The following is a 20,849-nucleotide window of genomic DNA, read 5'->3' as shown; positions in this document are numbered from 1 at the left end:
GGGGCCAAGATGGATATTAATAGACGAGATTTTCTTCAGATTGCGGCAGCATTGGGATTGTTGGGGGCAACTGGAGGAACAAATCTTTTTGCAGGTGAAGCCGGTAAAGAGCGTATCAAAAAACTCAGTTTTTCAGATATTGTGGATTTTGAGGCAAAAGGTAAAGCAACTCTGTTGCATATATGTGATCTTCATGCGCATATCAAACCACTCTACTGGAGGGAGCCTTCTACTCTGATCTCTGCCAAAAACCTGGTAGGAACACCGGGTTTTATCTGTGGAGATAGTTTTGAACGTTATTATGGGATTGAACCGGGATCATTAGACCAGTATTTTGATACACATAATAACTTTGAAATACTTGCCAAGAAGTTTGGAAAGATGGGTGGGATCGCTCATATGAAACCGATCATTGATTATGTTAAAAAAGAAAGAGGTGAAGAGAATGTCCTTCTTTTGGATAGTGGTGATACCTGGCAGGGAACGGCAGTAGCCCTCAAAACTGACGGTGCGGCGATCGTGGAAGCACAGAACTATCTGGGTGTGGATGTAATGGTCGGTCACTGGGAGTTTACTTACGGGAAAGAGCGTGTCATGGAGCTTATCAAGATGCTTGACGGTGAATTCATCTCCCAAAATGTGATAGATAATGATCCTTTCTCTGATGACTTTGAGGAGTTGATATTTCCTCCATATACCATCAAAGAGGTAGGTGGAGCGAAAATTGGTATTATTGGCCAGTCTTTTCCGTTCACCTCTACGGCAAACCCTAAAAAGTTTACTGAAGGTTGGAGTTTTGCACTGAGACATGAATCACTTCAGAAGTTCGTTGACGAACTGCGCAATGAGAAAAAAGTAGACTGTATTGTTGTACTGAGTCATGATGGCTTCTCTGTTGACCAGGAGTTGGCAAAGAAAGTAAAAGGTGTTGACTTTATTTTGAGCGGACATACGCATGACCCCAGCCCGAAACCGATCATTGTGAATGATACAGTCATTCTGATAGCGGGAAGTCATGGTAAATACATAGGCAGGCTGGATATCGATATCAAAAACAGGAAAGTCGAAGGGTATAATTTTAAACTTATGCCTGTTGCTTCGAATCTAATACCCGCCGATAAAGCCGGAGAAGAATTAGTGGCTAAAGTATATGCACCATTTGATAAAGAGCTTAATGAAGTGCTGGGTACGACCAAAGGACTCCTTTATAAAAGAGACACTTTCTACTCTACATTTGATGCACTCATCGGCCAGGCAATACAAGCAGAGATGGGTAGTGATATTGTTTTTACGCCCGGATACAGATGGGGAACAACCCTCTTGCCGGGTGACAAAATACTCAAGGACAATGTCTATGAGATGACAGCTATTACTTACCCTGAAGTCTATACGTTTGAGCTTAAGGGGGAAGTGATCGCAAACCTGATGGAAGACATAGCGGATAATGTTTTTAATGAAAATCCACTGCTTCAACAGGGTGGTGATATGAGTCGTTTAACAGGTGCAAGTTACAGTATTAACATCACTGCCCCTTCTGGAAAACGTATTTCTGACTTCAAGATAGGAGGTAAACCGATCGATCTGAAAAAAACATATAGGGTCTCATCATGGGGTGGAAACTTGCAAAATGCAGGAGAAAACCTCTCGACGAAGACCCCGGCAGTCTATGAGGTTGTAAGTAACTATATTCGTAAACAAAAAGTTGTGAATATCAGTATGAAGTCAAATGTAAAAGTATTGGACTATGATTGTGGATGTCCTCAAAAAGGTGCCAGGTGCTAATACAGCAACATTAAAAAACCGTGCCTCGTCTTAGCCTAAAGATCGTTGAAAGTCTACCTAAAAGCAGACAGGGCACTCACGGCTGTGATGTAATATCACATATAAATTATAGCAAAAAACTATCTTTTTATGAAGATAGACAAAGAAAAAAGGATATGAAATGAAAAAGGGAACAATAACGATAGGAGTAGCTACAGCAGCATTGCTTATGGGAACATCTGCTGTGGCAGGTGGGGATATCATTCCTGTTGAGCCGGCAGTAAAAGCCAAAGCAGACAAGCCTAAACGTCAAACTAAAGGAAATATGACTGTAAAGTATAATGTTCTGCCTGGAGATGTTGAGTCTGTAGGTGATATGTTTACAGAAGGAATCTTTTACGGAAGACTCAGATCCAATACATTTTATTGGGATTGGGATATAGAAAGTACAAAGAATCAAGATAATAAAGCCTGGGGTGTTGGAGGAAGCCTTATCTATAAGTCGGCAGTGTATAACGGTATTAGTTTTACTTTAGGGTATTACGGAACAATGAATCCTGACTTTTTCAGAATGGATGCAGATGAAGTGGGATTTGTCAAAGCGGGAAAAGATACTTTTAGCAGATATAAAGTGAAAACCGGTGGCGGTTTTGGTATGCATACATTGGGTCAAGGGTTCCTGGAATATAATAACGGGACAGTTGATGTAAAAGCGGGGCGTCAGCTTTTTGAGTCAGTCTTCACTGCTTCAAACGATACCAAAATGATCCCAAATACCTTTGACGGTGTTTCTGCAAGTATCAAAATTGCACCAAAGACCAAAGTAAGAGCAGCCTGGTTTGGCAAGCAGAAACTGAGAGACCATGAAAATGCCCATGATGTCTTGACATTCAAAGATGAATCTGGTGAAAGTTGGAACAATAATGATGATTCAGCAGTACATAAGGGACTGAGTTATGCTAATTTTGTTGCAGCAGGCGAAGATCCAAACCATGACCTTTTTCTGGCAGATTTGCAAACGAAATATGTTAAAAACCTGAACTTCAAACTCAGTGCATTGTCTGTTCCGGGTGTAGTAAAAGATATCGTAGTTGAAGCACACTACAAGATACCATTTGAGAATGGTTGGGCATTGAGACCGGGAGTGAGATACTTCCATCAGATGGATGATGGCGGTGGGGCTGTTGCAGGGTACACCAACCTTACAGGAAAAGCTGCGACTGGATATGATGCAGGTGTTGCCGATTCACTGGACAGTAGTCTTTTTGCTGCAAGGGTTGATTTGCAGATGCCGAAGAAAAAAGGTTTCTTTAGACTCGGATACTCAGAAGTAGCAGACAAAGCAGATATCGTAGCTCCATGGAGAGGGTTCCCCACAGGTGGATTTACCAGAGCAATGGCACAGTATAACTGGTATGCGAATACCAAGACGTATATGATAAGAGCTGTATATAAGTTTACTCCGGATTTTAAAGCAAGTTTGCGTTATGCAGTACAGGATTTTGATGATGCCAAAGTAAACGTACAGGCGGATAGTACGATTTGGCACCTGGACACTTGGTACAACTTTACGAAGAATTTCCAGATGAAGACTCGTGTCGGTATTGTAAATGCTGATCCGGGAAGTACAGGCAAAGCAGATGTTTCGTACAATGAATATCGTTTAGAGTTCAATTATCTCTTTTAATGATGCTTAAATACCTGTTCCTTTGCTGCAGTATAGTTGTCTCTCTGGCTGCATTTGACTATCATCTGCAGCCAAAGCGTATCGCCAAAGATGTGTATTGCTTTTTTGGTGCTTTGGAAAATATCTCCAAACAAAACGGCGGGAATATGGTCAATACATGTTTTGTCCAAACAAAAGAAGGGTTTGTTGTTATTGACAGCGGCCCTAACTGTGCATATGCCTTTCAGGCCTATGCACAGATGCAGAAGATAGCCAAATTACCGGTGAAATATGTAATCAACACACATGACCATGATGATCATTGGCTGGGAAACAGTTTTTATAAAGAGAAAGATGCTTTGTTGATAGGCCCGTTGACCTATGAACAAAATATCGTACCCGGAATGCAGACCAGAATGGAAAGGGTGTTGGGTGAAAGATTGTTTGCAGGAACAAAAATAGTTCCCCTGGACAAAGTAGTCAAAAACCGGTATGGATTTTCCCTGGGTGGTAAAGAGTTTGTAGTGACAAAGCTGGTGAATAAAGCACATACAGAGGGAGACCTTGTTGTATCTATACCAAAAGAGGGAGTACTTTTTGCCGGAGATATTCTCTTTAACGGCAGACTGCCTTCTCTTAGAGACGGGTCCATTCTTGGCTCTATCAAAGCATTGGATATAATAGACCAGATGAATGTAAAGGTTGTTGTAGGAGGACATGGTTATCTTACCGATAAAAATATAACGAAAATGATGAGGGGCTACCTTACGCAGATGAAGCGCGCGATACTCAATGCACTGGATAATGATGTATCGATGAATGAGATAACCAAAAAAGTAAACATGCCGCAATACAAAAAATTTAAACTTTATGATGTGTTGCATAGGCGCAATGTACTGGATGTCTACAGGGAGTTGGAGTTGTGCATTGAGGAGGAGGAATGAGAGCGTTATGGTTAATTGTATTGTTTTTGATGCCTCTTTTTGCTTTAGAAGAAGGGGAAAAGGTTTATGAAAAAAAATGTTCCGTGTGTCATGAGACCTATATACCCATGAGTGAACTCAAGGAAAATTTTTTAAAAAACAACAATATCTTGAAGCTTAAGGCACCCACTTTAAATCAACTTTCATTCCGGCTGAAACAGCAGATCGGTAACCCAAGAGGTGATGAAGATATCCATCGTATGGAAGTTGAAGCCTTCATTTCGGAGTATCTAAAGGAGCCTGATCTGCAAAAAAGTCTTTGTCTGAAAGATGTAATCCAGTATTTTGATGTCATGCCTTCAATGAAGGGAGAGATCTCTGAAGAGGAGATAGCAGCGGTGAGTAAATTTATTTATGACTATGACAAAAAGAGTGTGGATGAGCATACCGTGCATTATGAAAATTTTGATAAAGCATTGAAAAGAGCTCAAAAAGAGCATAAAATGATCATGATCAAAGCAACTGCTGAGCATTGCCGATATTGCGTAAAAATGGATAGAGAAGTAATGGTGGATGAAAAGGTAAAGAGGGCTCTTGAAAAAGATTTTATTCCTATAGAGGTAGATGTTTCCAAGGAGGATCTGCCATTAGGACTTCATGCTGATATGACACCAACGTTTTTCTTTATTGACCAAAATGCAAAAGTACTTAAACGTGTACCTGGGGCATGGAACGTAGAAGACTTTCTGGAAATACTCAATAAGATAAACCAACTAAAAGGAGACAAGAAATGAAACATATTATAATAAGTATTTTGCTGCTGTTCACTTATTCAAATGCAGATACAGAGTTTGCTGATCCAAAGCCAAGCATAGATAATCCAAGACAATTTATTTTTCCTATTACATCAGGAGACGAACATCAAATTTCCCATGTACTTTCCTCTGCAAGTAATGTCATGAAGTTTTACGGACCGGAAAAATGTGAGATCGTGATTGTCTGTTACTCACAGGGGATTAAGACGGTATTGTCCAAAGCATATTTTTTTGACAAAGATATTCAAAAAAGAGTACGCTCATTAATGACATATGATGTAGAGTTCATAGCTTGTGGCAATACAATGAAAACATATGGTATTGGCAAAAACGAGTTGCTTAAGGGGGTTGATGTCGTAACAGCAGGTATCGTAGAGCTTATTGAGAGACAATTACGAGGATATATTTATATACGTCCGTAATTTTACACTATTTTTACAGTTAATTGTTATAGTCTGCTTATAAAATATAATTAAAGGAACAATAATGAAAAGATTCATTCGAGGTATGCTGTGTGTACTATTGATTACCGGTATTGCTTCTGCTGCGGATATAGAAGTTTTTACTTCACCTAATACTGATGGGAAAATTACACCAAAAAGTATAGAAGAAGCATTTAAAAAAGCAGGTTTTACGATCTCTGCCAATAGAGATATGAATGGTCCGTTTGTGAAACAGTTTAAATCATCAGAATTTGATGTGTATAACCTGTTTACGCTCTATAAAATGGATATGGTGCTGGAGTTGGCAAAAAAATATCCTAATGTAGGATTGTTCGCACCTATGAGTATGTCTATCTATACCAAAAAAGGAGATAAAAATATTTCTGTAGCTTCTTTGACTGCAGAAGCAATGGCCAAGATTATGGGAGCTCCGGCGGATGATAAAACACTGCATGCATTAAGGGAATTAGTGAAAAAAACATTAAAAGAGGCAATGCCTGACGGAGTATATCAAAAATTACCATATGTATCACAAAAGCCTAAAGGCGAACTTGTAACACACTTCACTATGGAGATTGACCCGCAGGACTGGGAAGATGAACTGGAAGAGTTCAAAATGGGTTTTGAAGGTGAGTTGGCTCCGAACGGTTTTGTTGTTGCAGGGTTTAATAATCTCGGAGATGAGTTTGAAGAGATGAAATATAACGAGTTTGATTTTTATGAAGTTTACTCTATCTGCAAGCTTCCTGTGATATATACCATTGCAAAAACACATCCGGAAGCAGGTGCATATGCTCCCTGTTCTCTGTATCTGAGCAAGAAAAAAGGCAGTGCTGCAATGGAAATAGCATTTCCTTCTGTCTACAACTGGATGAGTTCTATGGCTCTTGATGATCCCAAAGATATTAAAGTAATGGAAGATGCACAAGAAGGAATGAAAAGCATTCTAACCGGACTTACTGAGTAGAAGCTCCAGATATTCAGAGAACTGATTCACCTATAATGCTTTTTAAAATTTATAACAAGGTGAATCAGTTTTTTTAGGGCACCTCTAATAACCCCATATGCTCATAACATTGCCGACTTTGTTCTAGGCAAGGCACACTTTACAGACCTAGCCGTAGCTAAGTCGAAAAAGTGTAACGCCGCATAGGGCAAAGCCGGCATTGCCCAAAGGGTGGGCTTTGCAGACGCGATCTTTCACAAGATGCTTCCATCGTCTTAGCTTTGGCTAGGACTTGAAAGCCTCTTGCAAAATCTCACATCTGCAAAACCCATTATGGGCGTATGGGGTTATTAGAGGTGCCCTTTATAGAATAAAAGCTTTTTTCATATAGTGCCTGATCTCATTGAAAGTATATTGATGATCTGTAAAATACTCAAAAGCAATGATGCCCTGGTAGAGCAGCATATCACTTCCGTCCTTGGTAGGTTTACCGTGATGTTTGGCCAGTTTCAAAAAGGGAGTCTCTTTACCATAGATGACATCGACACAGGCTTTGGCATGGGGAATTACCATATCGAGCAGCTCCTGCGGTGCAGGCAGACTCTCATCTTCGAGCCCCGCTGAGGTCATGTTGATGACAAGGTCATAGTTTTGTGGGACGAAAGTGTCGAATGTAGCAGTCTTGAAGTCCTCTGCCTTAAATTTCTCCAAACGTCCTGCACTGCGGTTTAGAATGGTTACTTCATACCCTGCCTCTTTTAGGATCACAGCAGTAGACTGGGCTGTTCCTCCAGCTCCCAGAAAAAGAACGCTTTTGACATCTTCAAATTCTGCTATAGCTTTTAGGAAGCCGGGTGCATCGGTATTGTAGCCGTAGAGTTTCCCCCTTTTTTCCACAATGGTATTGACGGCACCGACCTTTTGTGCAAAAGGGTCAAGTTCATCACAGGCCTGATAAGCATGCTCTTTGTGTGGTACGGTAATATTGATGCCCTTAAGCCCCAGTGCAAAAAAAACCTCTTTAAGTCTTTCTCCATTGTTCAATTTATAACGGCTATAGCATCCATCGATCCCGAGACCCTTAAATGCAAGATTGTGCATCAGAGGAGACTTGGAGTGGGATACAGGATTCCCAAAGATTGCAAAGAGTTCCTTGGTCATGGCTGGAGCGTTTCCATCTCTTTGAGCGTAGCCAAAAGAGCTCCCAGTTTGTTTTTGACTTCAAGGTATTCCAGTTCGGGTTTGGAATCAGCAACGACACCTGCGCCAGCCTGCAGGGTGATCCCTTCAGTGTTGATCAGAGAGGTTCTGATGGCAATGGCCGAGTCCATATCGCCGGTGAAGGAGAAATAGCCCACTGCACCAGAATAGAATCCGCGTTTAAGCCCTTCGAATTTGGCAATAAGCTCCATGGCTTTGATCTTTGGTGCACCAGTCATGGTTCCTGCAGTGAAAGTTGCTGCAAAGAGGTCGAACATATCTTTATCGTCCCTGATAAGCGCTTCAACATCAGAGACCATATGCATCACATGGGAATACTTTTCTACACGCATCATATCGGTCACTTTAACGCTGCCTGTCTTTGCAACACGTCCCACATCATTACGCCCAAGATCAATGAGCATAAGATGCTCTGCACACTCCTTTGGATCGTTCAGCATTTCGATCTCAAGCTCTTTGTCGCGCTTGATGTTTTTGCCCCGTTTACGTGTTCCGGCAATAGGGCGGAGCAGAATCTCTCCGTCGGTGAGTCTTATCATTACTTCAGGGCTGGAGCCGCAAATGGAGAAATCTTCATAGTCAAGAAGAAAAAGATAGGGAGAAGGGTTCTTCGAACGCAGTACACGGTAGAAACTGAGTGGATCAATTTTCCCTTTCTGTGTATAGCGGTTAGAGAGAAGGATCTGGAAAATGTCTCCTGCACGGATACTCTCTTTGGATTCAGCAACCAGTTGTTTGAATCGTTCTTCGTCAATACTGAATTTTCCTTCTTCTTCCAATGCTACTGGTATAAGTGGAAGCGGTGTAAAGGTATCAAGGAGCAGCTTTTCTATCTGTTTAAGTTCTTCTTTCATACTCTCATCATTGAGGATGAAAGTGAGCTTGGCACTTTTATGAGAGTAGGCAATGATGATCTTTGGGCGTACAAGATCAAGGTCGGGTGTGTGCAGGGTATCTCGTAACGGATCCATACTCTCTTCCAGTACCGGTTCAAAGACCTTGACCATGTCATATGCAATAAAACCGATAAAGCCGTCAACAAAAGAGAAACCAACCTCTTGCGCTTTTGCTTTGTAGGCATTCCGGTCAATCTTGGCATAGTAGGATTTCATAAAAGAAAAAGGGTCTTCATTCAGTATTCTGCTCTCTCCATTGGCATCTGTATAGGTTGTTGTCCTGTTTTGATAGACAAGACGTTCTTTGGTGCCGATAGTAATAAAGGAGAAGTTCCCGTCACTGGTGTTAACCACACTTTCAAAGAGCATTGTAATTTCATCGGGGAAGAGCTGTTTGATCTTTCCGTAAAGGGCTACAGGGGTCAGTTGGTCAAAAAGAACAGTTTTATACATTAAAATACCTTATTTTTTAACGACAAATGCGCTTTTGTTAATGAGGTCACGGATACGTGCCAGTGCTCTGTCCACATCTGCTCTGCTTTTATATGGTCCTACAAGTACTTTTTTCATACCGTTTGCAGTAATGATCTTATATCGATATCCCTGTTTTTTGATCGCAGTGATCAGACGTGAATCGCTGCTAGGTGCTTTGGAGAAAGAGCCTACCTGTATATAGAAGGTATTATGTTCATTTTTAGCCGGTGTGACTCTCTTTGGTTTTTGTTTTGTAACCGCTTTTACTTTAGGTAGAGAAGTTGTTTCTGCAGCTGTCCCGGCATGCTCTTTTTTAGCTGTTGACGCTTTGGATATAAGAGGTTTTTTTTCTGGTGTTTTGAGTGTTGCAGCTGTTTTTGTTCTCGGTAGACTTTCCGGCTGTTTTTCTTCGTTAACTACTGTCTCTTTTTTTGCAACCTTTTCCGTGTGTGTATCTGTAGTTTTTTCAGACAGTGTTTCAGAAGCTTTTTGTGGTGCTTCCATCTCCTCTTTTATCATTTCCGAAAGTGCGATCTCATCTTGTTTGCTCTCTTCGTCAGTATGCTGAAGGGTGAGTTCCGGACTGATTATTTCTGTATCGTTCTCCAGCAGTGCAGCATGATCTTCACCGGGATCCTTGAGGATGATTCTGGTAAGGATAATAGCTACGATCAGTACAACAATAAAGAGTGCTGTGATGGTCAGGAATCCTTTGACTTTACCACCTTTTTTTGTAGGAGTGTCGATAATGAGGTCATCTAAATTGTGATCGTTCATAATAGGGGAGGCTCCGGATAAATTTTAGACCTATTATACCCTATGGAATGTATAGAAAAGTTTATTCCGGATGATTATAGAAAGTATGAAAAGCCCTCCTTCAAAGAGGGCTTGATATATACAGGGAAGGGGGGATTATTCCCATCCGTCCTCTACGATCTGTGCTGATTTTTTGTACGGGTACTTTTTAACCAGCTGCTTGACCGATAGTTTCTGGTCACCTTCTCTCATGAAGTGGGCAAGTGTAACAGAGGCCCAGTAGTCATCTGAGTACTTTGTGCCTTCAAGTTGTACAGGTACACCATGCTTGTTGACCGTATGACATGCGGAACAGGTAATCGGTCCGGCATATTTGCCGTCAGGTGAGTACTGAAGTGCCTGTTCATGGGTTGTGACATCAACAGTTCTCTCTTCTCCGTCATATCTTGTAGAATAGAGTCCGTGTGCCGATTCGTGACAAGTTTGACACGCAATGCTTCCGTGAGCTTTGGAGTATCTAAAGAGAGAATACTTGTTAGGCTGATCGATCGGGAAGTATTTTCCACCTGTGTTCTGCTCAACAAAAGGTGCGAGGTGGCAGTCTGCACAGTGTGGCTCAGAGGCTGAAAGCCACCAATCATTACCGCCGGATGCTGCTTTGTAAGGTACCTCTCCTCCTTTTGGATGGTTCCATGGCTTCAGATCAAGTTTCCCGTCTTTACCGACATTTTTAACCAAAGTTGCTGATTTGTGTTCAGTATAGTATTTAAGTACTTCATTATTGCCTGTGGTTTTAGGATCTGCCAATGCTGCAAATTTCTTCATATCGCCGCCGGCTACTTCTTTAACGATCTCTTTAAGTGATTTGTTTCTGAGTGTTTTTCCTGTCTGTTTAGAGTCGTTTTGGATATCATCATATGCGTAAAATGCCTGAGCTACTTTGGTATGGCAGTTGGTACAGTACAGACCTCTCAGTTCATCAGTTTTTTTACCGTGTTCATCTTTTTTAGCTACATTTTCAAGTTGCCATTTACCGTAGTTGTTCAGGAAGAACGGAGGTTTTGCATTTGGGTTGGAGTGGGCATCACGTCTTACATAACATCCACCACCTGACTTTCTGATATCTCCTTTAGCAAATCTTCCCTCACCGTATCTGTCTGTTACACGGAACGGGTTGGTATCATCATTCATATTGGGATTCTGGAAGTGGGTAGGGTGACAGGATTGACACGCCTGTGATCTTCCTGCTGCATCCGGCATAGGGACCATACCGAGGTGGAATCCATGGATCGCTTCTGTCAGTGGTTTTGCTTTGACTGTTTTGTAGCCTGTCGCAGTCGGTCTTGGTTCCTGAAGGTTTCCTGAAACATTGTCTCCATGACAGTCGGCACAGTTTACCATACCCACTTTTCCAAGGCGGTTATTGGATGCTTTGGGGTCATAATCCCTGAGGAAATCTGTTCCGTGATGTGCATCATGCAGTGAAAGAATGTTAATGGATCCTTCAGAGAGTCTGGCCATATACTCGGATGTATCCGGATAGCTTTTCCAGTATTTATACTCCTGATCTCCCTGTGTAAGACCTTCGTCCCTTGCCATCTGTGCAGCCTTACCGTTTCTGGAGTGACATGCATAACAGTTTGGAATGTCAACCGGGTTCGTACCGAAATAGGAAGCAACTTTTCCGTCAGGCTGTTTCAACTGTCTGCCTGTGTTGGTATGCAGTTCAACAGTTGAGTACTGGAACGGCTGGAAATCTTTTTCCGTTACAGTACGGAGGGAGCCTTGTCTTGTACTGTCATTGAAAGCAGTAAGAGGCAGGCCGAGTGCATCCCAAAGGTGGGAAGCTGTCAAAATAAGTTTCACATTCTTAACAGGGGGAACAAGGGTATCGGTCATGACAACGTTGCCACCATCCTTGCCTGCATAAGTCATGTACCCTGTCATCGGGGCACCTGAAGGTCCGTGGTCGATTTTCACGGGGATCTGATTACCGACTCTGAGTCTGTCTTTGTCTGTTGCACCTGAAGGGATCGTTCCCTCAAGGTCCTTATAGATGAAGAGGTGTGTCCAGACGTAGTTGGCTACGTTGTCGGTGGCAGAGTCAAGGTGGCCATCACCGTCAACATCCTTGCGCAGACCCCAGTATTTCATTTTGTTGCCTTCAGAGAAAGTGTTGTCTCTGGTATATGCAAAAAGTTTAACATTGTCTTTAGGCGTCAACAGTTTTGGAAGTTTACCTTGTTTGCCTACCTTGATCGCCTGTGACTGAATAGAGTTGTATGGAGGGATTACACAGCAGTAGCTCATATCGAAACCGACACAGTGCATACCGAGTTCATAGTTGACGAACATACTGTAGTTCGCTTTCGGTTGGTATGCCTCCTTTCCTTTGACTTTGACTTTTTCCAGATTATCCAAAGTAAACGGCGGTTTTTTTGAATAATCCGTTGCAGCAAAAGTGACTGTTGCAAGCAGTGAAGCTGCAATAGTACTTTTTAAGATTGTTGAAATCATTTTTAGTCTCCTTTTAAATTTGATTACAGCCAATTTTCTCATCTAAACCATTAAGGAATCTTTAAAAATGGTAAAAATTAATAAAATTATTTATTTTAGTACATAAATGAAAGTGATGGTTAGTCTGTAGTTATATTAATAATAAGGAGTACTGATAAATTGGAGAATAATGCTCTGATTTAATATTTTTTGAAAGGAGTTTTACCTAATGCTTTATTGCAGTGTCAGGTTTTTTTTCAGGAATAAGGCCATACTTTACAAGATCTATTTCAATCTCTTTTCGTTTATTTTTGAGGTATCTTACCATTACGGGATTGCGGTCCATTTTGTATGTTTCCGTCATGATAACTTTCCCATGTTTGTCATAATATTTTTTAAGACCGACTTTATAGTTGTGTTTATAGAATACTTCGGAAGATTTGTACCCCGTGTAGTCCCATTCTGTCATTAAGCCTTCTCGGCGGCCGTTGACATAGTTGACCCGGCTTCCAAGCTGTCCATTGTCATAATAGATATACTGTATCCCGTTTTTTTGACCGTTGGTGTAGTTGACAGTGAGTTTTACTTTTCCGTTATCATGATAGGAGGTATAGACTCCCTCTTCTTTTCCATTTTTGAAATTGACTTTTGATTTGATGCCCCCTTTGTCGTTATACCACCATGTCATACCGTTGCGTTTACAGTTTTTATACACAGATCTGGCCGCATGGTCCTCTATGATATGTTGCTGTGGAGCACGGCATGGCAGCTCCTGGAGAGAAGCTTGAAGGCTTCCGGCTGTTAAAAGTACGGACAAAAATGTGAAACAGGCTTTCATCGATCCTCCTACTGTGCTCTATGGTGCTGTGGGTTGAAATCCAGCTTCTGAAGCAGCATTTCCGTTGCATCAGGTTTTTTCTCTTTCAGTTTTTTAAGTATTTCAATGGGACGGTCCATTTTAAAAGCCTCAGTACGTATCAATGTTCCGTTCTCATCATACCACTTTTGTCTACCTTCTTTGTATCCGTTAACATAAAGTACTTCCGAAGAGAGTTTTCCATTTTTGAAGTACTCTTTTTGTACTCCTTCTTTGCGGTTATTTTTATAGTTCACTTCCAGGGCGAGTTCACCACTGCTGAAATACTCTCTGTAGGGTCCCTCTTTGTTATCAAAAAGGTAGGTCACCTCTGAACGCAGAGTACCGTCATGGTAAAAAAGTTTGTTGATACCATGGCGCTGGCCATTTTGATAATGCAGTATCTCAAGTAGTTTTCCCTGCCGATCGAACCATTTGAGTGTTCCATTTCGCCTGCCTGCGGTATTTTTGACCTCATAGGCCAGTTGACCGGTTTCATAGTATATTTTCTCCCACCCCTCTTTAACTCCTCTGGAGGTTTTGGTCCGAGTACCATCTTTATATTCGATACGTGATTTTACTGCACCGTTGTTAAAGTACTCTGTAAAGAGTTCAGCCTGCAGGAGGGTAGAGACAATGAGCCCTGTGTAAAGCAACTTATGCATAGATACCCTTTATTATATGTCTATATTGACGATTTCGTATGATGCAATCTTACATAGTAAAAGTTAAAACATAACTTATTTTATACTATAAAAAACAATTATTAACATCTCTGGGCTATAATATATCTGTATATTTATATTGCCGGGAGAAACCAATGATAAAAGAGATAATGATATTGATACTGAGCGGAAGTCTTTATTCTCTGTCTGCCAATACACAAAAAATACAGACAGAGTCAGAAAACAGCAAAGTGACCCTTGTCTCTTACGGAAAGGTGCTGGAGAAAAAAGAGGTGTTGGGGTATATCTACCTCAAGGTTGATGAGAATGGCAGACAGCGCTGGATTGCTATTGCCAGAGCACCGGTAGAAGTGGGTGATACTATAGGGTATGATACAAAAACAGTAATGAAAAATTTTACAAGTCCAACTCTTGGCAAAACGTTTGAAGAGATCATATTTGCCAATGAAGTCTACCTTTCACAGAAAGCAGGCAGACCTTTGAGTATGAAAGAGATGCTTTCGGAGAAGATCGATGCTGTTGAGGTGAAAAGTGAACTGAAGGATTTCAGAGAAAAACCATTTTATACGATTGAAGAGGTACACCGCTACAGAAAAGAGTTGGCAGGCAAGGTTGTTGCTGTCAAAGCCAAAGTCTACAAAGTATCTCATCAGATCATGAGACGTGACTGGGTACATTTGGGTGACGGTACAGGCAATGAACAGAAACTGACAGATGATTTGGTATTCACAGCATCAGAGACTCTAGTTAAGGCTGGCGATCACGTTATTGCAAAAGGAAGAATTGTTGTTGACAAGGATTTTGGATATGGCTATTTTTATAAGGTTATAGGAGAGAATTCAACCTTTGAAAAACAGGAGTAACGGGTTCACTATATTTTTCATAAATATTATGTTAACTTATCTTATGTATAATATTATCAGAATTAATGCAATATTGAGCTCTATTTAAAGGATAATGATGAAGCTGATGATAAATATACTGGTTACAACTTTTTTGACAGCAGGATTCTTTAACACTGCACAGGAGAGTGAAAAGGCAGAAATGATGGAAAATGCAAGACTCTGCAAGCTCTTTACCGAAAAAGTACAAAAGTATCAAGCGACCATGCGGGATGATCGTTTGGCCAAAACAACACTTGCCTCCTATGAACAGCGTGCATCCCTCTTCTGTTCAAAACGAAAAACAAAAGCGAACAATACTGCCAGATAGCATCTTTGTTATATGTTACCTGGCCAACCTTTTTTCATTCAGTATTGTATAGAGTACCGGAAGATAGAGAAGGTTGAGCACGGTTCCCCATGCAAGTCCAAAACCAAGAGCAATAGCCATAGGCTGAAAGATAGCAGCTTGTCCTGTCGGAAAGAAGATCAGTGTACTCAGGCCAATTAATGTCGTTATCGAAGTTAGAATAATCGGTCTGAAACGTTTTGATGCATAGAGAAAAATATCATCGATTGTTTGTGCTTTTTTAAGATTCATGACCATAATGATCCCGTCATTGATAACGACTCCGGAGAGTCCAAGCATGCCAATAATGGATGGCATAGAGAGATTGATCCCCAGTAGAAAATGTCCGATGAGTACACCCAAAAAAGCAAAAGGGATCACAGACATCATCATGAAAGTCTCCCTGAAAGAGTTGAAGAGGTAGAGAAGGGAGAGCATAATGAGTACCATTGCAACTGAACCGGCAAGTATCATATCGTTTTTGAGTTCCTGTTTTTTTTCTGCTTCTCCTTTGAGAACGATTTTGATCCCTGCCTGTTTGGCCTCTTCCAAAATAGTACTGAGTCTTTCCAACACTTCTGTTGCAGTGATCGTTTTACTGTCAACATTGGCATAGATATAGAAATTCTTGATACCACCATCTTTGATGATCTTTTCAAAAGAGCGTATTTTGCGGAAGGAGACAACCTCTTTGAGAGAAACGAAGCTACCGTTGCTGAGTTTGAGTCTGAAGTTCTCAAGTGCCTCGAGTGTCTCCTTCTCTTCACTGCGTACTTTGATTTCGAGCAGGTCACTGTTGTCAAATGCTATGGCGATACGCCGTTCCAAAAAGGCATCAGCAAGTAGTGATCCAATCTGTTTTTCATTCAACCCTAAGGATTCACCATAGGTATTGACCTGCAGTTTGATCTCATCACGTCCATAGTTCATACTGTTATTGACTGAGACAACTCCCTTGATCTTGTTCAGTTTTTCCTGAATTTTTTCTGAAAAGTACATTACTTTCTGGCTGTCGTTACTGACAAGGCCGACCTTAAGATCGGATTTTATAGGACCGACCTTTTTTTCCACTATGGCAAGATCACTAAGCCCGAAACGTTCTTTGTATTCTTTTTCTTCAATAAATTTACGAAGCCGTTTGGCTATTATGCGTGACTTCTCCTCTCTGCTACGCCCGGTTGAATCATAGTAAAAACTTAGTGCCGGTGTGATGAATCGGTCAACAAAATTCTGAGCCTTGAGCTTTTTCAGCTCAATGACCATTTGCCCCACATAGGGGTAGGTTTCAGAATTGCCTGCACTGTCACGTCTCCATCCTGCAACGGATCCTATATGATCGATAAAGAAGAGATCTTTGTTCTCAAAGAGATCTTCTTCGATCTTTTTGAGATAGCGGAGTGTCTCTTCAGTAGTTGTATTGACATTGGCTTTGAGTGTGAGTGTCAATGATGTAGCATCGAACTTTGGAAACATTTGGAATTTACTCATCTTTACTCCCCAAATTGTCAGTATCGGTACCAGAATGACAAAGAGTGCCAAAAAGCGTTTTCGCCGCTTCATAAAGTAGTGGATGATTCTGCTGTAAAGTATGTTGGCACGTCTCCATGAAGTGGTTTTTTCTTTTTTGTTCAGCACATGGGCTGCATGAATAGGCAAAAAGATAAACGATTCAATCAGAGAAGCAAGGACCAGTACAGACACTGCAATGGGAATCAGCTTGATTACTTCTCCCATTGTCCCATGCAGCATCAGTGCAGGGATAAAGGCAAAAAGAGTGGTGACCGATGCGATGGTAACCGGCTTGAACATCTCTTTGGCTCCAAGGACCGCTGCTTCTTTTGGCAGTATTCCCTCTTCAATATGCTGCTGGATGTTCTCACTGACAACGATGGCATCATCAACAATGATCCCCAGTGCAATGAGTACACCAATCAGGGAGATCATGTTAATGCTGTATCCTGCAAAGTAGAGATAGGCCGCACCCATGACAAAGGAGGTTGGGATCCCTAAAAAGATGATGAAGGCCATCCGTTTGTTGATAAGCAGTACCATGAGCAGTGTGATGAGAATAAGTCCAAGAAGGATATTGGAGACAATGATGTTCAGACGGTCTTTGATGGCAGTGGAGCGGTCATTGTGGATCGTATAGGTGATCTCGGGATGGTTTGCATTATGTTCCCTGACCAGTATCTCTATTGCTTCTGAGAGCTCCAGTGCATTTCCTGCAGGGCTCTGTTTGATGTTGAGATCAAGGGCATTTTGGGTATCGATGGAGTAGAGAGTTTCGGTATCTTCATAGCGTTTGGCCACAGTAGCGATATCTTTGACGTAAAGAGTCTTTCCTTCGACCTCTATACGGCTTTCAAGCAGTGACTGGGCATCTTTCGGACCGTTATATGTAGAGAGGTAGTAGAAGCCTTTTTTCTCATCCTCTATGGTCCCTGCGGGGTAGATATAGCTTACTCCTGAGAGTACGTTAATGAGACTGTTCTCATCGAGTCCCAGAGCTTGTATCTTTTCAGCATTGAGTTTGATATCATAGTACTTGTCCGAATCACCGTAGATGGTTACTTCTGCAATATGCTTGAGTGCAGTGATCCTCTCTTTGAGCTCATTTGCCGCTTCTACAAGTTCTGCATGTGTTACTTCATCGGAAGAGACGGCAATACGCATCAGATTACGTTTGATATCGAGTACTTTGACGGTGGGTTCATCCATATCTGAAGGCAGGTACTGTCTGGCAAGTGTTACTGTATCTTTGACCTTGTCAGCGATATTGTATTTGTCGACACGTTTTTCCAGTTCTAGAATAATATTGAACTTGCCTGCAGAGATGATAGTTGCCATCTTGTCGATCCCGTCAATGTTCCTGATTTGTTCTTCTATCTCACGTACTGCCATTTTGTCAAGCATATCGATGGAGGCTCCGGCATAATGTCCGTTTACAGAGACCATGTCGAGTTCAAATGAAGGGAAAATCTCTTTGGGGGTTTTAGTGTAGAGTATGATTCCTGTTAGAAAAACGGAGATGAAGAGAAAATAGTTGAGGCGGCTGTTCTCAACGAAGAAACGTAAAAGTTTTTCGAACATCAGTATCCATTTAATTTTTTTACAATTGTAGCGTATCTGTACTATTTTTGGCCTATTGTTTATTTTTCGGGATACTTGGGGTGATTAATTGTTTTAATCTGTTTTTGAGAGGCAAGGAAAATCTTGTGTATCCTTTGGTTAAGTTTTAGTGTATAATTATTGATATAGAAGAGAGGAGAGCTTTATGCCAAGATCACACAAAATAGTCTACACCCTCTATATCGTTGTATGGGTGATCATGGCGATCAACCCTAAATACCGTGAAGACTGGCTGCTTGAAAACATATTGGTGTTTATTGTCTTTCCTTTGGTCGTCTGGATGGACCATAAGCACCGTTATACACTTACAAGTATCATCTTCCTTCTTATTTTTGCCAGCCTGCACTCTCTGGGATCGCACTTTACCTATGCCGAAATGGAATACTTTGATACCATAACACAGTTTTTTGGTTTTGAAAGAAATCATTTTGACCGGGTGGTACATTTTCTCTTTGGTCTGTTGGTTTTTCGGATACTTTTTGAAATGACCACGGCAGGGATCACCCATATTAAAAAAGCACTCTTTTTTGTTTTTATCCTGATCATTGCTGTTTCAGCACTGTATGAGATACTGGAATGGCTTGCAATGATCGTTTTTCATCCGGAACTTGGCATTGCATTTATGGGAACCCAGGGAGATATATGGGATGGACACAAAGATACTGTAGCTGCGATGATAGGTGCGTCTGTCAATCTGTTTTTTTATAAAAGTTATAAGAAACTGTTCCGAAGCAAGGTGTAACTGTTCATATTTCGTTGTAGGGGAGTGTTACTATGTTATATGCTTCTGGAAGCTGTGTTGAGGGCAGGGTCTTCCAGCGTTTTGTGAGTCTCTGTTTGAGTCTATCTGAGATCTCTGTGAGTTGTTTTTCCGCTTCTTCGAGTGTAAGGTGCATTACATGAATGAAGACTTGTATTTTCTCCTCATCTTTTCCCTGATAAATGTAAAATTTGGTAATGTCCATTGTATGAAAAAGATGTTTGACAAGATGAGAAAACCGCAGATACTCTTCTCCTTTGTATTCCAGAACCAGATAGTCGGTAAACCCATTTTTTACCAAAGGTACGGCAATAGTATACTGTTTATTCAGATGCTGTTGGAAAAGCAGGGGGGTAAGAGGTTCGCTGATACGTTCGAATTTTGCATAGAAAGTACGGTTGTTGAACGGTATCTGTTCAACAACACGAGAGCGCTTGATGTAGTAGTGATCTGTACTGAACTCTAAATCAAATACTTTTATATCCGATCCTTAGTAAATCGGTTTATCATAGATGACGAAGTTGGAAGCAAGCTCCTTCATCTCCTCTTTGATCTTCGTATGAAGTGCTGTATCATTGATGTTGTCAAGCACATCGGCTATCTTATTGGCGATGATCTCAAACTCTGCCTCTTTCATTCCACGGCTGGTAAGCGCCGGAGAACCGATACGGATACCGGAAGTTACAAATGGCGATCTTGTTTCACCGGGAACTGTGTTTTTATTTACCGTAATCCCGGCTGCACCCAGTGCAGCATCTGCATCTTTTCCACTGAACGTTTTGTTAAGGAAAGAGACAAGTACAAGGTGGTTGTCCGTTCCGCCTGAAACGACATCATAGCCACGGGCAACCAGTACTTCAGCCAGTTTTTTTGCATTGGCTTTAACCTGTTTTGCATAAACTTTCCACTCATCACTCAAGTTATGTTTGAAACCGACTGCTTTGGCTGCAACAACATGCACAAGCGGTCCCCCTTGAAGACCCGGGAAGATTGCAGAATTGATCTTCTTGGCGATCTCTTCATTGTTTGTCATGATCATACCGCCGCGTGGTCCTGCAAGTGTTTTGTGTGTTGTAGTGGTCACTACATCGGCGTACGGGAATGGACTTGGGTGCTCACCGGCACAGACCAGACCGGCAATGTGAGCGATATCTGCAAACAAGATTGCGCCTACTTCGTCAGCAATCTCTCTGAATTTTTTGAAGTCGATCTCTCTGGCATAGGCAGAGGCACCGCATACAATGATCTTTGGTTGAACAATCTTGGCAATGTCCATCACTCTGTCATAGTTGATACGGCCGTCAAGTTCAACACCGTAAGTAAAGCTTTGGTAGTTCTTCCCTGAAAAGCTCGGTTTGCTTCCGTGTGTAAGGTGACCGCCGTGGCTGAGATCCATACCGAGGATCTTGTCGTAAGGCTTTAGCAGGGCAGCGTAAACGGCACCGTTTGCCTGTGAACCGGAATGGGGTTGTACGTTGGCAAATTTACAGTCAAAGAGCTTACAGGCTCTGTCGATCGCCAGTTGCTCAACGACATCGGCATATTCACATCCTCCATAGTATCTTTTATGCGGATAGCCTTCCGCATATTTGTTGGTAAAAACCGAACCCATCGCTTCCATAACGGCTGGGATGGTAAAGTTCTCAGATGCGATCATTTCAAGATGATCTGTCTGTCTCTCTCTTTCCTTTTCAATAGCTTGAAAAATTTCAGGGTCAAAAGTTTCTAGGGCATAAGACATGATGTTCCTTTGGGGGAATAAATTTAAATGTATTTATAGCAAAATTACTC

At 41.5% G+C, this 20,849-nt stretch carries 18 protein-coding genes and 1 pseudogene; 9 read left to right on the top strand and 10 right to left on the bottom strand.

Features of this window, described 5'->3' with window-relative positions; genetic code table 11:
* Positions 1–9 precede the first annotated feature (9 nt).
* The 6 genes from soxB (at position 10) to IMZ28_RS08575 (ending at position 6,575) form a co-directional block, all read left to right on the top strand.
* The gene (gene soxB, locus IMZ28_RS08600) at positions 10–1,782 is read left to right on the top strand and encodes a thiosulfohydrolase SoxB (protein WP_197548163.1); all 1,773 of its coding nucleotides are present in this window, start codon (positions 10–12) and stop codon (positions 1,780–1,782) included.
* A gap of 160 nt (positions 1,783–1,942) precedes the next feature.
* Positions 1,943–3,448: an OprD family outer membrane porin gene (locus tag IMZ28_RS08595; RefSeq protein ID WP_232087458.1), complete on the top strand. Its 1,506-nt coding sequence runs from the start codon at positions 1,943–1,945 to the stop codon at positions 3,446–3,448.
* Positions 3,448–4,371: an MBL fold metallo-hydrolase gene (locus tag IMZ28_RS08590; protein ID WP_197548162.1), complete on the top strand. Its 924-nt coding sequence runs from the start codon at positions 3,448–3,450 to the stop codon at positions 4,369–4,371. The genes IMZ28_RS08595 and IMZ28_RS08590 overlap by 1 nt, the downstream gene beginning before the upstream one ends.
* On the top strand, positions 4,368–5,144 hold the full coding sequence (locus IMZ28_RS08585; protein WP_197548161.1) for a thioredoxin family protein: 777 nt from the start codon (positions 4,368–4,370) through the stop codon (positions 5,142–5,144). The genes IMZ28_RS08590 and IMZ28_RS08585 overlap by 4 nt, the downstream gene beginning before the upstream one ends.
* Positions 5,141–5,587, top strand: coding sequence for a DsrE family protein (locus IMZ28_RS08580; RefSeq protein WP_197548160.1), 447 nt, complete (start codon positions 5,141–5,143; stop codon positions 5,585–5,587). Before IMZ28_RS08585 ends, IMZ28_RS08580 begins: the two co-directional genes overlap by 4 nt.
* 64 nt (positions 5,588–5,651) lie before the next feature.
* A complete protein-coding gene (locus IMZ28_RS08575) occupies positions 5,652–6,575 on the top strand; it encodes a DUF302 domain-containing protein (protein WP_197548159.1) in 924 nt (307 codons plus the stop codon).
* 342 nt (positions 6,576–6,917) lie between these two features.
* On the opposite strand, the gene IMZ28_RS08570 is transcribed toward IMZ28_RS08575, so the two are convergent.
* The 6 genes from IMZ28_RS08570 to IMZ28_RS08545 all read right to left on the bottom strand — a co-directional run bounded on the left by IMZ28_RS08570 (position 6,918) and on the right by IMZ28_RS08545 (position 13,918).
* On the bottom strand, positions 6,918–7,715 hold the full coding sequence (locus IMZ28_RS08570) for a shikimate dehydrogenase (RefSeq protein WP_197548158.1): 798 nt from the start codon (positions 7,713–7,715) through the stop codon (positions 6,918–6,920).
* Entirely contained in the window at positions 7,712–9,124 is a 1,413-nt protein-coding gene (locus tag IMZ28_RS08565) for an anthranilate synthase component I family protein (RefSeq protein WP_197548157.1), read from the bottom strand. The genes IMZ28_RS08570 and IMZ28_RS08565 overlap by 4 nt, the downstream gene beginning before the upstream one ends.
* Before the next feature lie 9 nt (positions 9,125–9,133).
* Positions 9,134–9,922 (bottom strand): SPOR domain-containing protein, encoded by a 789-nt coding sequence (locus IMZ28_RS08560; RefSeq protein ID WP_197548156.1) that lies wholly within the window; start codon positions 9,920–9,922, stop codon positions 9,134–9,136.
* Positions 9,923–10,057: 135 nt separating this feature from the next.
* Positions 10,058–12,418 carry a hypothetical protein gene (locus IMZ28_RS08555; RefSeq protein WP_197548155.1) on the bottom strand — a complete coding sequence of 787 codons (2,361 nt, stop codon included), beginning with the start codon at positions 12,416–12,418 and terminating at the stop codon, positions 10,058–10,060.
* Positions 12,419–12,623: 205 nt separating this feature from the next.
* Positions 12,624–13,235: a toxin-antitoxin system YwqK family antitoxin gene (locus tag IMZ28_RS08550; RefSeq protein WP_197548154.1), complete on the bottom strand. Its 612-nt coding sequence runs from the start codon at positions 13,233–13,235 to the stop codon at positions 12,624–12,626.
* 8 nt (positions 13,236–13,243) lie between these two features.
* Positions 13,244–13,918, bottom strand: a complete 675-nt coding sequence (locus IMZ28_RS08545) for a toxin-antitoxin system YwqK family antitoxin (RefSeq protein WP_197548153.1) — start codon at positions 13,916–13,918, stop codon at positions 13,244–13,246.
* Positions 13,919–14,073: 155 nt separating this feature from the next.
* Between IMZ28_RS08545 and IMZ28_RS08540 the strand changes: the two genes are divergently transcribed.
* Together IMZ28_RS08540 and IMZ28_RS08535 are read left to right on the top strand one after the other, a co-directional pair.
* Positions 14,074–14,802 (top strand): hypothetical protein, encoded by a 729-nt coding sequence (locus IMZ28_RS08540; protein WP_197548152.1) that lies wholly within the window; start codon positions 14,074–14,076, stop codon positions 14,800–14,802.
* Between the two features lie 97 nt (positions 14,803–14,899).
* Positions 14,900–15,151, top strand: coding sequence for a hypothetical protein (locus IMZ28_RS08535; protein WP_197548151.1), 252 nt, complete (start codon positions 14,900–14,902; stop codon positions 15,149–15,151).
* Positions 15,152–15,166: 15 nt separating this feature from the next.
* Here the strand turns inward: IMZ28_RS08535 and IMZ28_RS08530 are convergent, their stop codons facing one another.
* Complete coding sequence (locus IMZ28_RS08530; protein ID WP_197548150.1) at positions 15,167–18,259, bottom strand: efflux RND transporter permease subunit; 3,093 nt, start codon at positions 18,257–18,259, stop codon at positions 15,167–15,169.
* Between the two features lie 184 nt (positions 18,260–18,443).
* On the opposite strand from IMZ28_RS08530, the gene IMZ28_RS08525 reads away from it, so the two are divergent.
* The gene (locus tag IMZ28_RS08525) at positions 18,444–19,040 is read left to right on the top strand and encodes a DUF2238 domain-containing protein (protein ID WP_197548149.1); all 597 of its coding nucleotides are present in this window, start codon (positions 18,444–18,446) and stop codon (positions 19,038–19,040) included.
* A gap of 4 nt (positions 19,041–19,044) precedes the next feature.
* Here the strand turns inward: IMZ28_RS08525 and IMZ28_RS11015 are convergent, their stop codons facing one another.
* From IMZ28_RS11015 to IMZ28_RS08515, 3 genes and pseudogenes are all read right to left on the bottom strand, one after another.
* Positions 19,045–19,359: a hypothetical protein gene (locus IMZ28_RS11015; RefSeq protein WP_232087457.1), complete on the bottom strand. Its 315-nt coding sequence runs from the start codon at positions 19,357–19,359 to the stop codon at positions 19,045–19,047.
* A 3-nt stretch (positions 19,360–19,362) separates the two neighbouring features.
* Positions 19,363–19,539, bottom strand: a pseudogene (locus IMZ28_RS11140) (DUF1882 domain-containing protein); the annotation flags it as partial.
* A 9-nt stretch (positions 19,540–19,548) separates the two neighbouring features.
* A complete protein-coding gene (locus IMZ28_RS08515; protein ID WP_197548148.1) occupies positions 19,549–20,799 on the bottom strand; it encodes a serine hydroxymethyltransferase in 1,251 nt (416 codons plus the stop codon).
* Between the last annotated feature and the right edge of the window lie 50 nt (positions 20,800–20,849).

Origin of the sequence: Sulfurovum indicum, assembly GCF_014931715.1 — a bacterium.
GTDB classification, from domain to species: domain Bacteria; phylum Campylobacterota; class Campylobacteria; order Campylobacterales; family Sulfurovaceae; genus Sulfurovum; species Sulfurovum indicum.
Note: the sequence above shows the minus strand (reverse complement) of the source record. Positions and strands in the feature narration are given on the sequence as shown.

What these genes read in the sequence shown, in the direction of transcription:
- soxB (WP_197548163.1), top strand. Translation starts at nt 10, where the DNA reads ATGGATATTAATAGACGAGATTTTCTTCAGATTGCGGCAGCATTGGGA.
- IMZ28_RS08595 (WP_232087458.1), top strand. Translation starts at nt 1,943, where the DNA reads ATGAAAAAGGGAACAATAACGATAGGAGTAGCTACAGCAGCATTGCTT.
- IMZ28_RS08590 (WP_197548162.1), top strand. Translation starts at nt 3,448, where the DNA reads ATGATGCTTAAATACCTGTTCCTTTGCTGCAGTATAGTTGTCTCTCTG.
- IMZ28_RS08585 (WP_197548161.1), top strand. Translation starts at nt 4,368, where the DNA reads ATGAGAGCGTTATGGTTAATTGTATTGTTTTTGATGCCTCTTTTTGCT.
- IMZ28_RS08580 (WP_197548160.1), top strand. Translation starts at nt 5,141, where the DNA reads ATGAAACATATTATAATAAGTATTTTGCTGCTGTTCACTTATTCAAAT.
- IMZ28_RS08575 (WP_197548159.1), top strand. Translation starts at nt 5,652, where the DNA reads ATGAAAAGATTCATTCGAGGTATGCTGTGTGTACTATTGATTACCGGT.
- IMZ28_RS08570 (WP_197548158.1), bottom strand. Translation starts at nt 7,715, where the DNA reads ATGACCAAGGAACTCTTTGCAATCTTTGGGAATCCTGTATCCCACTCC.
- IMZ28_RS08565 (WP_197548157.1), bottom strand. Translation starts at nt 9,124, where the DNA reads ATGTATAAAACTGTTCTTTTTGACCAACTGACCCCTGTAGCCCTTTAC.
- IMZ28_RS08560 (WP_197548156.1), bottom strand. Translation starts at nt 9,922, where the DNA reads ATGAACGATCACAATTTAGATGACCTCATTATCGACACTCCTACAAAA.
- IMZ28_RS08555 (WP_197548155.1), bottom strand. Translation starts at nt 12,418, where the DNA reads ATGATTTCAACAATCTTAAAAAGTACTATTGCAGCTTCACTGCTTGCA.
- IMZ28_RS08550 (WP_197548154.1), bottom strand. Translation starts at nt 13,235, where the DNA reads ATGAAAGCCTGTTTCACATTTTTGTCCGTACTTTTAACAGCCGGAAGC.
- IMZ28_RS08545 (WP_197548153.1), bottom strand. Translation starts at nt 13,918, where the DNA reads ATGCATAAGTTGCTTTACACAGGGCTCATTGTCTCTACCCTCCTGCAG.
- IMZ28_RS08540 (WP_197548152.1), top strand. Translation starts at nt 14,074, where the DNA reads ATGATAAAAGAGATAATGATATTGATACTGAGCGGAAGTCTTTATTCT.
- IMZ28_RS08535 (WP_197548151.1), top strand. Translation starts at nt 14,900, where the DNA reads ATGAAGCTGATGATAAATATACTGGTTACAACTTTTTTGACAGCAGGA.
- IMZ28_RS08530 (WP_197548150.1), bottom strand. Translation starts at nt 18,259, where the DNA reads ATGTTCGAAAAACTTTTACGTTTCTTCGTTGAGAACAGCCGCCTCAAC.
- IMZ28_RS08525 (WP_197548149.1), top strand. Translation starts at nt 18,444, where the DNA reads ATGCCAAGATCACACAAAATAGTCTACACCCTCTATATCGTTGTATGG.
- IMZ28_RS08515 (WP_197548148.1), bottom strand. Translation starts at nt 20,799, where the DNA reads ATGTCTTATGCCCTAGAAACTTTTGACCCTGAAATTTTTCAAGCTATT.